The 14,885-nt window shown below is 69.1% G+C and carries 12 protein-coding genes; 11 read left to right on the forward strand and 1 reads right to left on the reverse strand.

Annotation, left to right across the window (positions count from 1 at the left end; all coding sequences use genetic code 11):
* The first annotated feature begins 18 nt into the window (after positions 1-18).
* Positions 19-2,013 (forward strand): flavin-containing monooxygenase, encoded by a 1,995-nt coding sequence (locus BKA16_RS19750; protein ID WP_183372264.1) that lies wholly within the window; start codon positions 19-21, stop codon positions 2,011-2,013.
* A gap of 62 nt (positions 2,014-2,075) precedes the next feature.
* Positions 2,076-3,902 carry an AMP-dependent synthetase/ligase gene (locus BKA16_RS19755; protein WP_183372265.1) on the forward strand — a complete coding sequence of 609 codons (1,827 nt, stop codon included), beginning with the start codon at positions 2,076-2,078 and terminating at the stop codon, positions 3,900-3,902.
* A gap of 48 nt (positions 3,903-3,950) precedes the next feature.
* On the opposite strand, the gene BKA16_RS19760 is transcribed toward BKA16_RS19755, so the two are convergent.
* Positions 3,951-4,886, reverse strand: a complete 936-nt coding sequence (locus BKA16_RS19760) for an esterase/lipase family protein (RefSeq protein WP_183372266.1) — start codon at positions 4,884-4,886, stop codon at positions 3,951-3,953.
* A gap of 129 nt (positions 4,887-5,015) precedes the next feature.
* On the opposite strand from BKA16_RS19760, the gene BKA16_RS19765 reads away from it, so the two are divergent.
* The 9 genes from BKA16_RS19765 (at position 5,016) to BKA16_RS19805 (ending at position 14,875) form a co-directional block, all read left to right on the forward strand.
* Positions 5,016-5,819: a crotonase/enoyl-CoA hydratase family protein gene (locus BKA16_RS19765; RefSeq protein WP_183372267.1), complete on the forward strand. Its 804-nt coding sequence runs from the start codon at positions 5,016-5,018 to the stop codon at positions 5,817-5,819.
* 225 nt (positions 5,820-6,044) lie between these two features.
* Positions 6,045-7,214 carry an aromatic ring-hydroxylating oxygenase subunit alpha gene (locus tag BKA16_RS19770; RefSeq protein ID WP_183372268.1) on the forward strand — a complete coding sequence of 390 codons (1,170 nt, stop codon included), beginning with the start codon at positions 6,045-6,047 and terminating at the stop codon, positions 7,212-7,214.
* Positions 7,215-7,219: 5 nt separating this feature from the next.
* Entirely contained in the window at positions 7,220-7,960 is a 741-nt protein-coding gene (locus BKA16_RS19775) for an enoyl-CoA hydratase/isomerase family protein (RefSeq protein ID WP_183372269.1), read from the forward strand.
* Entirely contained in the window at positions 7,957-8,634 is a 678-nt protein-coding gene (locus BKA16_RS19780) for a PaaI family thioesterase (protein WP_183372270.1), read from the forward strand. Before BKA16_RS19775 ends, BKA16_RS19780 begins: the two co-directional genes overlap by 4 nt.
* The gene (locus BKA16_RS19785) at positions 8,631-9,863 is read left to right on the forward strand and encodes a CaiB/BaiF CoA transferase family protein (protein ID WP_183372271.1); all 1,233 of its coding nucleotides are present in this window, start codon (positions 8,631-8,633) and stop codon (positions 9,861-9,863) included. Before BKA16_RS19780 ends, BKA16_RS19785 begins: the two co-directional genes overlap by 4 nt.
* Positions 9,860-11,404 carry an AMP-binding protein gene (locus BKA16_RS19790; protein ID WP_183372272.1) on the forward strand — a complete coding sequence of 515 codons (1,545 nt, stop codon included), beginning with the start codon at positions 9,860-9,862 and terminating at the stop codon, positions 11,402-11,404. Before BKA16_RS19785 ends, BKA16_RS19790 begins: the two co-directional genes overlap by 4 nt.
* A 71-nt stretch (positions 11,405-11,475) precedes the next feature.
* The gene (locus BKA16_RS19795; protein WP_183372273.1) at positions 11,476-12,660 is read left to right on the forward strand and encodes an aromatic ring-hydroxylating oxygenase subunit alpha; all 1,185 of its coding nucleotides are present in this window, start codon (positions 11,476-11,478) and stop codon (positions 12,658-12,660) included.
* The gene (locus BKA16_RS19800; protein WP_183372274.1) at positions 12,657-13,355 is read left to right on the forward strand and encodes a GNAT family N-acetyltransferase; all 699 of its coding nucleotides are present in this window, start codon (positions 12,657-12,659) and stop codon (positions 13,353-13,355) included. The genes BKA16_RS19795 and BKA16_RS19800 overlap by 4 nt, the downstream gene beginning before the upstream one ends.
* The gene (locus BKA16_RS19805; protein ID WP_183372275.1) at positions 13,352-14,875 is read left to right on the forward strand and encodes a class I adenylate-forming enzyme family protein; all 1,524 of its coding nucleotides are present in this window, start codon (positions 13,352-13,354) and stop codon (positions 14,873-14,875) included. The genes BKA16_RS19800 and BKA16_RS19805 overlap by 4 nt, the downstream gene beginning before the upstream one ends.
* Positions 14,876-14,885: the final 10 nt, after the last annotated feature.

Consider the following 14,885-nt stretch of genomic DNA (forward strand, 5'->3'; position numbering starts at 1 on the left):
ATATGTATGGTCAGCCGTATGCCGCAGACCATCGCATCCTCGAACCGCCCGTGGGGAGGACAGCCGACCGGCGCCTTCGCCCCGTCTCGGGACTTCTCCGACGCCGATCTCGACGCCGCCCTCGCCGACGCGAACCTGCCGATACTCCTCGGCAGCCTCGCCCTGCTGACCGGCGACGACCGCTGGATTCGGGAGCCCTACCTGCCGACCGCGCCACCCGATCTCGGCGACCACGACTCCGGTGGCTTCGACGAGGTCGTCGCGGGGGCCGTCCGTTCCCAGGCACGCGAGATCCTGCGTGCGTGGCGCGACGGCGACCTCGACGAGCCGAACGATCCACCCGATCCGGTTCGGGTGGCGCGGATCCTCGGCGTCATGCTCGCCGACGGGATCGACGACGAGTACGGTGAGCTGCTCGCCGAGGAGATGGGCCTGCGCCCCCGCCACAGCGAACCCGCGACGCCGGCGCCGCGGCCGTTCCACGTGGTGATCATCGGCGCGGGCATCTCCGGACTGGCGATGGCCGTCCGGCTCGGTCAGGCGGGCATCGCGTACACCGTCGTCGACAAGAACGACGCCGTCGGGGGCACCTGGCACGAGAACACGTACCCGGGGTGCGGCGTCGACACCCCGAGCCACCTGTACGCGTTGTCGTTCGATCCGAACCCGGACTGGGGGGACTACTTCGCCTCGCAGTCCGAGCTCGACGCCTACTGGAACGAGTTGGCCGCACGCCACGGTGTGAACGACCACGCACGCTGGTCCACCCGTGTGCACACCGCCGCGTACGACGACGCGACGTCCACGTGGACCGTCTCGATCGGCCCCGCCGACGGTGACCGCCCCGTCGAGACCCTGACCGCCGACGCGGTGATCAGCGCGGTCGGTCTGCTCAACGAGCCGAGTATCCCGCGCATACCCGGCCTCGACGCCTTCGACGGTCCCGCGCTGCACACCGCACGATGGGACGATTCGATCGACCTGGCCGGTAAGCGGGTCGCCGTGATCGGCACGGGGGCCAGCGCGATGCAGTTCGTCCCCGCCGCATCCGAGACCGCGGATCGGGTCACCGTCTTCCAGCGGACTCCGCAGTGGGCGATGCCGCATCCGTTGAAGGGTCGCCCGGTCGACGCGTCCCGCCGATTCCTCCACGCGCACGTCCCGTTCTACCTCGCCTGGTACCGCGCACGGCTGTTCTGGCGGATGGGCGACAAGGTGTGGAAGCTGTTGCAGGTCGACCCCGACTACCCGCACCTCGGCCGCGCCGTGAACAAGGCGAACGACCGGCTGCGCGCCCATCTGACCGCTTACATCGAGCACCAGCTCGCCGATCGCCCCGACCTGCTCGCCAAGAGCCTGCCCGACTATCCGCCGTACGGGAAGCGGCTGCTCATCGACGCCGGCTGGTTCTCCACACTGACCCGCGACACCGTCGACCTGGTGACCGACGACATCGAGACCGTGACACCGCGGGGTGTACGGACCGCCGGCGGCGTCGAGCACGAGGCCGACGTCCTGGTGCTGGCGACCGGATTCAGGGCGGTCGACGTGCTCGGCTCCATCGAGGTGACCGGCCGAGACGGCCGCGATCTCCACACCGAGTGGGGCGAGGGCGACGGCCGCGCGTATCTGGGCATCACCGTTCCCGGTTTCCCGAACTTCTTCTGCCTGTACGGACCGAACACCAACACCGGCCACGGCGGCACGGTGATCGCGGGCACCGAGATGCAGATCCAACACGTGTCGGCCCTCATCTCGATGATGATCGACCGGGATCTGGCCTCCGTCGAGGTCCGCCGGGACGTTCACGACGCGTACAACGCCGAACTCGACGCGGCCATGGCACGGACCGTCTGGGACTACGGCGGCACCACGACGTACTACCGCAATGATCGCGGCCGCATCGTCACCAACAGCCCGTGGCGCTACATCGACTACTGGTCGAGGGTGCACGAGCCGAACGACGCCGACTACATCGTGACCGCGAAGGCCCCCGCGCCCACCGCTGTCTGACCACCCGTCACCACTCTCCCCCCGCCGGCGACGCCCGGCGACCACACGAACGCGAGGCCCCCATGACCAGTGCCGACCCCATCGCACTCACCGCCGCGCCCGGCGTCGACGCGACGACTCTCACCGCGGCCTTCCAGGCGACCGCGTCGGCCCGCGCCGACCGGCCCGCATTGATCGCATTCGGCGAGGATCGCTCCCTCACCTGGCGCGAATACGCGGACGCCGTCGAACGGCTCGCCGGCGGGCTCGCCGATCTCGGTGTCGGACACGGCGACACCGTCGCCGTGATGCTGCCGAACAGCCCGGAGTTCCACATCGTCGACACGGCCGCACTGCACCTCGGCGCGATCCCGTTCTCGATCTACCTGACGTCGGCGCCCGAACAGATCGCGTACCTGTTCGGCAACGCCGACAACACCGTCGTGGTGGCGCAACAGAAGTTCCTGGACGTGATCGCCCGGACCGACGCGCCCGCCCTCCGCCACGTGGTGGTCGTCGACCCCGACGCGGATCTCCCCGAGACCGTCGGTTCGGCGCGGGTGCACTCGCTCGACGCGGTGAGCACCCGCCGCCCCGACGGATTCGACTTCGCGGCGACGTGGCGGTCGGTGCGCCCGGAGCACGTCGCCACGCTGATCTACACGTCCGGCACGACCGGCGACCCGAAGGGCGTCGAGCTCACCCACGCCAACCTGATGTTCGTCATGCACACCTGCAACCAGCGTTTCCCCTTCGCCGGGGACGGCGCCGCGATCTCGTACCTGCCGACCGCGCACGCCGCCGACCGGGTGTTCTCCCACTATCTGGCGACGGTGACCGGCTGGCCGATCACTACGGTCGGGGATGCGGCCCAGGTGTTCGCCGCCGTCGCGCAGGCACGTCCCGCATGGTTCCTCGGCGTGCCGCGCATCTGGGAGAAGCTGCGGGCCGCGCTGCTCGCCCGGTTCAATGCGGCACCCGACGAGGCCCGGGTCGCGACGCTCGCGGCGATCGACGATGCGACCCGCGCCGTCCGATCGGTGCAGTTGCGCGAGCCCGTCCCCGCCGATCTGGCCGACCGGGTCGCAGCGGACGAGGAGTCCGTGTTCGCACCGCTGCGCGCGCAGCTCGGTCTCGACCGAGTGGCTCTGCTCATGACCGGTGCCGCCCCGATCGCGCCCGCCGTGCACGAGTTCTTCCTCGCACTCGGGCTGCCCCTCCAGGAGGGATTCGGCATGTCGGAGACCGGAGCGCTCGGTTTCACGAACCTGCCGACCGACATCAGGGTGGGCAAGGTCGGGGTCGCTCAACCCGGCACCGAGGCGATGGTGGCCCCCGACGGCGAGCTCCTGCTCCGCGGTGCGCACGTGATGCGCGGCTACCGCAAGGACCCGGTCCGCACGGCCGAGGCGGTGGACGCCGAGGGCTGGCTGCACACCGGCGACATCGCGGTGATCGACGACGACGGGTGGGTCGCCATCGTCGACCGCAAGAAGGAGCTGATCATCAACGCCGCGGGCAAGAACATGTCGCCGGTCAACATCGAGAGCAGGCTCAAGAGCGCCGACCCACTGATCGGCCAGGCCTGCGTGGTCGGCGACCGTCGACCCTTCAACGTGGCCCTCCTGGTCCTCGACCCCGACGCGGCACGGACCTTCGCCGCCGCGCACGACCGCGACGTCGCCACCCTCGTGGACGACCCCGCTCTGATCGCCCGGGTCGACGAGGCCGTGGCGGCGGCGAACTCCCAACTGTCGCGGATCGAACAGATCAAGGCGTATCGCCTGCTCGACGAGGAATGGCTGCCCGATTCCGAGGAGCTGACGCCGACGATGAAGCTCAAACGGCGGGGCGTCGCGACGAAGTACGCCGCGATCATCGACGAGATCTACGACACGACGACGCGCTGAGGCGATCGCCGAGCCGACCTCGCATCGAGTGGACGCCGCCGGACGATCTCACCCGACGAGCGGCGCGACCGGAACGCACCCGGGGGGCCGAGCCGTGGACGGATCCAGCGCGTTCTGGACCATCCGCAGCGCCCGCTCGTCGTAGATGATCGAACCGTGGAACACCCTGTCCTGGCCGCAGCCGTCCTGAACGACGACATTGGTGACGTTGTCCGCGGCGGGCAGGCGCGCCTCGTGGGGCGTCACCACCAGATCGGCGAGCGAACTCACGGCGACGTAGCGGACGCCGGGCCGGGTCAATCCGTGAGCGGACACCTCGCGGAAGTACGACGACCCGGCCGCGCCGTCGACGGCGGCGGGCAGTACGCGCCGAAGCGCTTCGCGGGCCTGCGGAACCGACGTCAGGGCGTCGAGGACGCCGTAGCCGCTCATGCCGCGGACCGGCGACGACACGGTGACGACGGTGTCGACGTGACGCGTTCCGCCGAGCACGTTCAGGTAATAGAACGGGACCATCCCGCCCTCCGAGTACCCGACGAGGTCGACGTGGTCCGAGCCGGTGACCGAACGGACGCGATCGATGAACTCGCCGACCTCGGCCGCGGACGTCCGCAGGTCGCCGACCTGATGGAACGGCCCGTCCTTCGGACCGCCGTAGTCGAGGCCGAACACGCAGAAGCCCGCCGATGCCAGCTGCGGCGAGAACTTCGACCAGGTCGCATACTTGTTCAGAAACGCTCCGTTGAGCAGGACGACCGGACGAGTGCCTTCCCTCGGCGTGCATCCGGGTCGATTCATCCCGCCCGGCAGGAGGTCCGGATCGCCGATCGACGCGACGACCGCGTCGCGCCAATCGGTCTGGGCGGGACCGTACCGCGGTGCGGCGTTCGCCGCGGGCCCGATCAGGCCGCCCATCGCCGTCGCCGCGGCCACGACCACGGCGACGGACAACCGGTTCCGCCAGGACCACCGCACAGTGCGCATCGCACCCTCCCATGTCTGGTGACGCCTCGACAATAAACCTATCTGTATAAGATTTATTTCGTCGGCGTTCGAGGAGAGACACCCCTGGAACGCTCCACATCGACACGATCCTCGACCCCTGGAGAAGACATGACCACCGAGAACTCCCCCGCCGTCGTGACCGAGAACCGCGGCCACGTCGCCGTGATCACCATCAATCGCCCCGAGGCCCGCAACGCGGTGAACTCGGCGGTCGCCGACGGCCTCGGCGACGCCCTCGACCACGCCGACAACGACCCGGAGATCCGCGCGATCGTCCTGACCGGCGCGGGCGAACAGTCGTTCTGCGCGGGAGCCGACCTCAAGGCGATCTCACGCGGCGAGCGGATCGACGCGACCGACCGATCGCGTCGCGCATGGGGCTTCGCCGGCATGGTCACCCACCCGATCAGCACGCCGATCATCGCGGCGGTCAACGGCACCGCACTCGGCGGCGGCACCGAACTCGTCCTGGTCAGCGATCTCGCGATAGCCGCCGAGCGCGCGACGTTCGGACTCCCCGAGGTCAAGCGGGGACTCATCGCCGGCGCGGGCGGCGCCTTCCGGATCGTCGCGGCGATGCCGAAGAAGCTGGGCATGGAGATCCTGCTGACCGGTCGCGCGGTGTCCGCCAAACGGGCCGCCAATCTCGGGTTGATCAATCGGGTCGTCCCCGACGACGAACTCCTCGACACCGCGATCGCCCTGGCCGAGGAGATCGCCGCGAACGCACCGCTGGCGGTCCAGGCCTCCAAACGACTCGCCTCCGGCATCGTCGACGGTTCGATCTCCGGAGAGGACGCCTCCTGGGCGGCGAACAAGACCGAGATCGCACACGTCTTCACGAGCAAGGACGCCCAGGAGGGACCCCGCGCATTCGCCGAGAAGCGGACGCCGGTCTGGCGCGCCGAATAGCGCGAGCGGGGCGCGCGAGCGCCGATGGAGCAGGGGACAGAAGGCACGATCGATAGTGATTCACATCACTCACTCTACGATTCCCGAGTGGAGAAACCTATCTTTTTTAGATTTCCGATTTATCGCCACTGACCTGCTATTACAGTTGATATTCGGAGTCGTTTCAACCTTCCATCTCGTGCGAGACGATGTACAAGTGATGTTCCATGTGTCACTCTTGCTTCCATGCAGCACGACGAGAAGATCCGACTCACTGAACGCTTGATCGCCCACGTCGACGACGACACGACCGACTACGCGGACGATCTGCTCCGCGTGCCGTTCTCGGTGTTCGACGACCCCGACCTCGCTCGCACCGAGGTCGAGGTCGTGCGCCGCTTTCCGCACATCGTGGCGCACGTCGACGAATTCGACGCGACCGGCAGCTTCTTGACCGCCGAGCTCCTCGGCACCCCGCTCCTGTTGATCAAACAGAGCGACGGTTCGGTCCGGGCGTTCTCGAACGTGTGCCGCCACCGCGGCGCGCGCGTCGAGTTCGCCGAGTCGGGGTGCAAACGCGTGTTCAGCTGCCCGTATCACAACTGGGCGTACGGCAAGGACGGTGCGTTGCGGGGCATGCCGCACGCGGAGGGCTTCGACGGGCTCGATCGGTCGGAGTACGGACTCGTCGAGTTTCCGTGCGAGACGCGCCACGGACTCGTCTGGGTGGTCCCGACGGTCGGCGCCGACCTCGACATCGCCGCAACGCTCGGCGCCAAGCACGACGCCGAGGTCACCGACACGGGGATGGCGACCTCGTATCAGGTCCGCAAGGAGACCTGGCGTCTGGACATGAACTGGAAGATCGCCGTCGACGGCGTCCAGGACTCGTACCATCTGTGCCAGTTGCACACCAAGACCGTCTGCAACTACCTCGAAGGAAACATCACGGCGTTCGACCAGGTCGACCGGTCCTGGCGTCTCGTGGTGGCCCGCAAGTCGATCACCGAGGTCCGCGACGCCGCCCCCGACACCTACGACGTGCGCGACTACTCCCTGGCCAATTACACCGTGTACCCGGGCACGATGCTCGTGACCGAACCGCAGCACTTCGAGATCTGGACCATCGTCCCCGACGTCGACGATCCGAACGTCTCCCACTGCACCATCCGTCTGCTCTCCCCCACGAAGCCGGAGACACCACGCGAGCACCGCGTGCTGGACAAGAACTGGGAGCTCCTGATGGCCACCTTGCACGACGAGGACTGGTTCGTCACCAAGACGATCACCGACAACGCCGCGCACGGCTCCGTCGACGAACTCGTGTACGGCCGCAACGAACTGCCGGGCCAGGTGTTCCACCGCATGGTCGCGGCGGATGCGGCCGCCTTCGCCGCGACCGGATCCGTGGACTGACCGGGATGCACGACGTTCTCGTACACCAGGGAGACGACGGCGTCCTGCGCCTGACCCTGAACCGGCCGTCGACGCTCAACGCGATCACCCTGGACATGCAACGAACGATCGACGATCGGTTGCGCGCCGCGGCGAAGGACGACGCCGTGCGCGCGGTGGTCCTGGCCGGGGCCGGGAGCCGAGCGTTCAGCTCCGGCTACGACATCACCGAACTCACCGCCGTCGACCAGGACGACATCGCCCGCCACCTGACCGAACGCGACGAGTTGCTGTGGCGGTACCTGACGTTTCCGAAACCGACCGTCGCCGCCGTCGCCGGCGTGTCCCGCGGCGCGGGCACCCTGTACGCGGCGTGTTCGGACATCCGTGTCGGCGATCCGGCGACGTCCATCGCCGTCACCGCGGTGACCTATGCCGGCGTCGGTCTGACCTGGCTGCTCGGTTCGCTCGTCGGCGACGCACACGCCCGCGACCTGCTGATGACCGCACGCGCGGTCACCGGCATCGACGCCGCGGCGATCGGATTGATCACCCGGTTCACCGACGACGCCGACCACGGCGCCCTCGCGGTGGCGCGTCAGATCGCCGCACAGCCGCCCTCGGGTGTGCAGCAGGTGAAGGCGCTGCTGCACGACGAGCGACGACGCGCCGGCTTCGACGCCGAATCGCGGGCGAACAGATCACTGGCACAGAGCACGACGATGGCCGACACCTTCGCCGGGTTCGCCGCGAGCAGATCCTCATGAGCGTCGAGTACTCCGCGCACACCGCGGACGAGTCGGTCGCCGTCGCCGAGGTGTCCTGGATCGACGACCTGCCACTGTCCGAGCCGGCCGACGACGCCTTCGCCGACCTCACCGCGGCGGTCCGCGAACTGCAGGAGGCGTTCACCCGATCCCGGCCCGACGCCGACACCGCCGTCGACGTGGCGGACCGCCTGCGCGCCGCCGCGGCGCTGCTCCGCGACCAGGAGGTGTCCGAGGACGAGCAACTCGCCGGTCGGCTCTGGTCGCGGGCCGGCCGCGGGCAGACGATGGCCCCCGACCTGGTGTTCGACGAGGTCGGCGAGGATCACGCACGCGGACACGTGATCATCGAGCGCTTCCATTCGGGGCGCTATGCGCTCAACGGCGGCGTGACTCCGATGATCTTCGACGAGATCCTGTCGCGCCTGGGAAACGCCCACGGCCGACGATGGGCGCGCACCGCGAGCATGACCGTCGACTACCGGGCTCCCGCACCCCTGTTCACGCCGCTCACCGTGACCGCTGAGCTCATCGACCAGGTCGGCCGTAAACGCCGACTCCGCGGGGCCATCACGCACGGCGACCGACTGATCGCCGAAGCCCACGGGCTCTGGATCGAGACGCGCCCCGAGCACGACACCCGCACGCCCACCGACCGAGGAGACTCCCGATGAGCGGATACTCGCTCCTGTCCGGACTTCGTGTACTCGAAGTCGCCCAGCTCGCCCCGTCGTCGGTCGGCGGACACCTGGCCGATCTCGGCGCCGACGTCATCAAGATCGAGGCCCCCGGCCTCGGCGACCCCGTCCGGGTCGGCGGCGCCCGCGCCGTCGGCTCCCCCGACGGTCCCGCGTTCATGCACTTGCGGTGGAACCGCGGTAAGCGGTCGGTGGAACTCGACCTGCGCGACGACGCCGACCGCCGGACGTTCCTCGCCATCGCCCGCACCTGCGACGCCGTCATCGAGGGCATGCGCGGCGGCTACCTGGACTGGCTCGGCATCGGGTTCGACGAACTGTGCCGGGCGAATCCGGCGATCGTGCTGTGCACGGTGTCCGGCATGGGCACCGACGGCCCTTACCGGACGATGGGCACCGGCGGCCCGGTGTTCGACGCCTACGCGGGTCTGCGCGAGGTCACCACGCCCGATGCGCCGCCGACCGAGGGCATGGCCGGGTCGACGACCCCGCCCATCGCCATGTACGCGCTCGGCGCGCACGGCGCGATGGCCCTGCTGGCCGCCGTGCACCGGGCGAATCGGACCGGTGTCGGCGCGCACGTCGAGGTCGCCGGGATCGACGTCGCCGCCGCCTGGATGCCCGACCTCGTCGACGCCGAACTCAACCGCGACCGGTCCATGCCGCGACCGACGTGGCTGCCCGACGGCAGGCTTCCCGACTGGCCGCGCCTGGAGGCCTACCGCACCGGCGACGGCCACGCGATCCTGTTCGGCTCGCACGTCGAGAAGTTCTGGCACAACTTCTTACGGGCGGTGGGCCGCGACGACCTGATCGAAGTGGACCTGACCTCGGTCGACGACGAGGCGCCCGCTCGGGCGGACCGCGTCTGGCGTGCTCTCACCGAGATCTTCGCGACCCGCACCCGGGCCGAGTGGATCGACCTGTTCGTCGAGCACGGCATCGCCGGGGGACCCGTCAACTCCGTCGCCGACATGCTCGCCGACCCGCATTTCCGCGCCCGCGAGACCACCTACCGCGTCGACTACCCCGGCGTCGGCGAACTCGAATTCGTCGCCAGCCCGGTCCGGGTCCGCGGCGAGGAGTTCGCCCCCGATCTGCCACCGCGCCTCGGCGGCCACACCGACGACGTCCTGTCCGCTCTTCCCACTTCAGCCCCCGCTTCAGCCCCCACCTCTGAGCCCACCCCTAGGAGCACCCCGTGAACCTCGCCAGCCTCGTCCGCCATTGGGGCAAGACCCGACCCGACCACCAGGCAGTCGTCTTCGGCGACACCGTGATCACCTGGGCACAGCTCGACGCCTCGAGCGACGCGGTGGCTCGCGGTCTCGCCGCGCGCGGCGTCGGCAAGGGCGACCGCGTCGGGATGCTCGGCCTCAACCGCCCCGAGCTCGTGGAGGTGATCCTCGGCACTGTCAAACTCGGCGCGGTGTGCGTCCCGTTCAACTTCCGTCTCACCGCGACCGAACTGGCGCCGATGGTCGCCGACGCGGACCCGGCCGTCGTGGTGGCCGAGAACGCACTGAGCCACCTGCTCGAGAAGGCCGCGCAGACCTGCGAGTTCGAGATCATCGGACTCGACGGGAGCGATCACCTGTCGTACGAGTCGCTGCTCGACCCGGGCACCGCGGGCCGGGTCGAGATCGACGGCGCCGACCCCGCGTTCATCTGCTACACCTCCGGCACCACCGGCGTGCAGAAGGGCGCGGTGATCACCCATCGCAACGCCCTCGCCCCCGGCATCGCGCAGACCCTCGCCTACGGTTTCGGCCGCACCGATCGAGTGATGTGTTCGGCGCCGCTCGTCTTCACCGGATCGGTGCTGTCGATCTTCGTCCAGCTCGTACTGGTGCCGGGCGCCACCATGGTCCTGCTGCGCGAGTTCGACCCGGAGATCGCCCTGGACACCTTCGAGCGCGAGCAGATCACCGCGACGACGACGGTCCCGGTGATCTGGGAGCGGATGGCCGCGCGCGACTTCGATCGCCGCAAGCTCGCCTCCTGGACGTTCGCCGGCACCGGCGGCGCGCCGGTGAGCCTGGACCTGTTGCGCTTCTACCGGGAGCGGGGTGTGCCGCTGACCCAGGTGTACGGCCTCACCGAGGCGTCGGGCATGGTCAGCGCACTCGACTACGTCGACGCGGTGAGCCGTCCGGCGTTCGCGGGCCTGCCCCTCGTCGGCACCGAGGTCCGGATCGGCGATCCGAACGAGCCGGCCGCGCCGGGCGACGTCGGCGAGATCCTGGTGCGCGGTGAGCACACCATGGCCCACTACTGGAACAAGCCGGAGGCGACGGCCGCCGCATACGTCGACGGATGGCTGCGCACCGGCGATCTGGGGACCACGGACGACGACGGATTCATCAAGATCGTCGACCGCAGCAAGGACATGCTGATCTCCGGCGGCATCAACGTCTACCCGGCCGAGATCGAGAAGGCGCTGCACCAGATCGACGGCCTGGTCGACTGCGCGGTGATCGGCGTACCCGACCAGCGGTGGGGTGAGGTGCCCGTCGTCGTGTTCTACAGCGAACGCGAGGCGCAGACGGTGATCGCCGACATCGCGTCGATCGCGTCGACCGACCTCGCGAAGTTCAAGCGGCCCACCCATGCGATCGCGCTCACCGATCCGCTGCCCCGGACCTTCTCCGGGAAACTCGCCAAACCGATTCTGCGCAAACAGTTCCCCGCTGTTCCCGATGATGCGATCGCGATCGTGACGGCGGCATCCGACGGGGCGCGTTGACAAGAATAAACTAATGGCATTAGTCTAATCGGTGACGGCAGTCACACGCCGAAACCGCATTAGGAGGTCCCATGACCATCGCCGTAGATCTCACCGCGCTTCGAACCCGCGCGCTGAACCGTCTGCTGAACCACATCGACGGATCGGCCACCGACCTGTGGCCGGAGATCGCCGGGGCGAGCGCAGTGGACTTCGCGGACCCGATCCGCGCCGAGCTGGAGCGCGATCGGGTCTTCGCCACGGTGCCGTTCATCGTCGCGCACTCCTCGGAGGTCGCGGGAAAGCACGACTTCGTCACCGTCGAGCTGCCACGTAACAAGGTGATCCTCATCCGGCAACGCGACGGTGGGATCAAGGCACTGATCAACTCCTGCCGACACCGCGGCGCCGAACTGGTCAGCGAGGAGTCCGGCAAGTGCCGCTTGTTCTCGTGCCCGTACCACCGGTGGTCGTACGACCCGTCGGGCGCGCTGCGGACGGTCACCCTCGACGACACGTTCGGCGAGTTCGACCGTTCGCAGTACGGCCTGGTGGAGCTTCCGGTGGAGGAACGGCACGGGTTCATCTGGATGATCGACGACCCCGCCCGCGAGATCGACGTCGCCGCCTGGCTCGGCCCCGAGATGGACGCGATCATGGCGTCGTACCGGATAGACGAGCTGGTCAGCATCGACCCGCACACCTATCGTCGGCCGACGAACTGGAAGATCATGCAGGACGGCTTCCTGGACAACTACCACGTCAAGTACGCGCATCCGAACACGGCCGGGAAGATGCTGCACACCAACCACGTCGTGCTCGAAGACTTCGGGCGGTCGTTCTGGTTCCTCACCGCCCGCAAGACGCTCGACGAGTACATCGGCCACGACGTCGTGTGGGACGACTCGATGGAGGCGCACACCATCGAGAGCTGCTTCCTCGGGCCCAACACGATGCTGCTCAAACACGCGACCCACTTCGAGCTGCTGACCTTCCGTCCGGTCGGCGCCGACCCGAACCAGTCGATCATGCAGATGCGCATCATGGCGCCCTCGATCGAGGCCAGCGGACTCGAGCCCGAGCACTGGCGCAAGCGATGGGCCAAGAACTGGGGCCTGCTCATCGCGATCCTGCACGATGAGGACTTCCCCATCCTCGACGGGTCGCAGCGGTCCATGAACAATCTGGACGCGGGACCGATGCTCTTGGGCCGCAACGAGATAGCGAGCCACCTGTTCCGTCGCCTGATCGACGAACTGATCGGCTCTCCGCAATGACCGACGGTCCGATGACCGACGAGACCGACGAGACCCTGGTGACTCTCGAGGTCTACGACGGTCCGCCGCACGAGGCGGCCGCCGACCTCATCGCCCGCGCCCGCCGGGGCGACGCCGAGATGAGTTTCGGTCCGCCGCCGACCTCGACGACGCCCGAGCCGACGACCACCGTGGAGGTGCGCACCGACCTTCACCGGTGGACGCTGCGCGCCGCGGACCGGTCGCGGCCCGCCGCCGTGGTGACCGCGCGCCCGGGAATCGGCGCGGTGGTCGTCGACATCGTCGTCGCACCCGAGTACCGATCGACCGGAGTCGCGACCGCGGCGGTCGAGCGGCTGCTGGCCGCCCCGGAACGGCTCGTCGGCGACGCCGAGAGCATCTTGGCCTGCGCATACGGCTCACATCCCGCCGCTCTTCGACTCGCCGCCCGATTCGGTTCGACGGTGGTCGCCGCGCGTCACCACCTGGTTCGCCCGGACTCCGGCCCGGCCCGCCGGCCACCCGAGCCGACCGAGCGGGCGCCCATCCGCGACGACCGGTGGGCGGTCCTCGCCGAGACCCCGGTCGACGGCGGACCGGACGAGATCGTCGTCGACGCCGACGACGACGCCCGCATCGAACTCCTCCGGTCGGCGGGCCTGCGCCACGACCGCACCGACGTCCTCATTCGCACAGCCACCGGGAGCACCCCATGAACACGACCATCCTTCGCCCGTTGTCCGCGTGGACCACGCGTCGCCCCGACGAGCTCGCCGTCGCCTGCGGTGCCACGAGTCTCACCTGGGCGCAGCTCGACGCCGCATCGACGCGCGCGGCGGCCGAACTCGCCGCAGAGCACGGTGTGACCTACGGCGATCGCGTCGCGATCGGCGGACGTCCCACCACCGAATGGGTCGTCACCGCGCTGGGCGCGATCAAGCTCGGCGCCGTCGTGTGCCCGCTCAACGAACGCAGCGGCGCGGCCGACCTCGCACTGGCGGTGGGGCAGACCGAGCCGACGGTGATCGTCGTGTCCGAGGCGCTCGCGGCGGGAGTGTCCGGTCTGGACGTACCGGTCGCCGACCTCGATCGCGTCGGCCGCGCCGAGGGATCGCAGACCGAGCTCGCGCCGGTGCCGGTCCGCGGCGACGATCCGGTCGCCGTGCTGTCCACGTCGGGGTCCACCGGGACGCCCAAGGGCGTGGTGTTCACGCACGAATCGCTGATCAGCAGCTTCTTCGAATGGTGCCTGGCCGAGCCGACCTTTCTGCACGCTCGCGCGCTGAGCGTCAGCTCGATGGCCTTCGGCGCGGGGCTGCTCAACGGCTTCCTCGGACCGTTGGTGCTGGGCGGCAGCGTCGTGTACCTGCCCGAATGGGATCCGTCCGTCGCGCTGGCGCTCATCCGCGACCATCACGTCAATCATCTCGGCGCCACCACGCTCTTCTACGAACAGATGGCCGCCCATCCCGATTTCGCCGACGCCGATCTGTCGTCGTTGACGATCGCCTTCACCGGCGGCAACCCGGTGACCGCCGACCTCATCCGACTGTGGGGCGACAAGGGCATCGGCCTGCGCCAGGCGTACGGCCTCACCGAATCGCAGTCGCATGCGACCATCCCGACTGTGCCGGAGGCCATGGCCAAGCCGGACAGCGTGGGCATCGGCGGCGTCCTCAACGAGTTCCACGTGGTGCGCGTCGACGGAACCGAATGCGCGACGGATGAACCCGGCGAGATCGTGATCGACGGCCCGGGTATGGCCGCGGGCTACTGGCGGGCTCCGGAGCTGACCGAGGACGTCTTCGGCGGGGGCAGGCTGCGCACCGGCGACATCGGCGTCCGCGACGACGACGGCAGCATCCGAGTGGTCGGCCGGACCAAGGACATCATCATCTCCGGCGGCATCAACATCTACGCCGCCGAACTGGAGCGGGTGATCTCCGAACTCGACGAGGTCGCCGAGATCGCGGTGATCGGGGTCGCCGACCACGAGTTCGGCGAGACGCCCGCCGCACTCGTCCGCACCGTCGCCGACTCCGGACTGACCGCCGACGACGTCGTCGCCCATTGCCGGGCCCGGCTCTCGGGGTACAAGGCGCCACGCTACGTCGAATTCCTCGACGCGCCGCTGCCGCGTACCGCGGGCATGAAGATCCGCAAGGGCGACCTCCGCACCGACTACGCCGATCTGCCCTCCCGGGGAACGCGGATCGGCACCGCGTCACGCGCCTGATCCGCGGCCG

Source organism: Gordonia humi (genome assembly GCF_014197435.1).
Classification (GTDB): domain Bacteria; phylum Actinomycetota; class Actinomycetes; order Mycobacteriales; family Mycobacteriaceae; genus Gordonia; species Gordonia humi.

Bases quoted from the DNA above. Each gene is read 5' to 3' on its own strand.
- BKA16_RS19750 (WP_183372264.1), top strand. From the start codon at position 19: ATGCCGCAGACCATCGCATCCTCGAACCGCCCGTGGGGAGGACAGCCG.
- BKA16_RS19755 (WP_183372265.1), top strand. From the start codon at position 2,076: ATGACCAGTGCCGACCCCATCGCACTCACCGCCGCGCCCGGCGTCGAC.
- BKA16_RS19760 (WP_183372266.1), bottom strand. From the start codon at position 4,886: ATGCGCACTGTGCGGTGGTCCTGGCGGAACCGGTTGTCCGTCGCCGTG.
- BKA16_RS19765 (WP_183372267.1), top strand. From the start codon at position 5,016: ATGACCACCGAGAACTCCCCCGCCGTCGTGACCGAGAACCGCGGCCAC.
- BKA16_RS19770 (WP_183372268.1), top strand. From the start codon at position 6,045: ATGCAGCACGACGAGAAGATCCGACTCACTGAACGCTTGATCGCCCAC.
- BKA16_RS19775 (WP_183372269.1), top strand. From the start codon at position 7,220: ATGCACGACGTTCTCGTACACCAGGGAGACGACGGCGTCCTGCGCCTG.
- BKA16_RS19780 (WP_183372270.1), top strand. From the start codon at position 7,957: ATGAGCGTCGAGTACTCCGCGCACACCGCGGACGAGTCGGTCGCCGTC.
- BKA16_RS19785 (WP_183372271.1), top strand. From the start codon at position 8,631: ATGAGCGGATACTCGCTCCTGTCCGGACTTCGTGTACTCGAAGTCGCC.
- BKA16_RS19795 (WP_183372273.1), top strand. From the start codon at position 11,476: ATGACCATCGCCGTAGATCTCACCGCGCTTCGAACCCGCGCGCTGAAC.
- BKA16_RS19800 (WP_183372274.1), top strand. From the start codon at position 12,657: ATGACCGACGGTCCGATGACCGACGAGACCGACGAGACCCTGGTGACT.
- BKA16_RS19805 (WP_183372275.1), top strand. From the start codon at position 13,352: ATGAACACGACCATCCTTCGCCCGTTGTCCGCGTGGACCACGCGTCGC.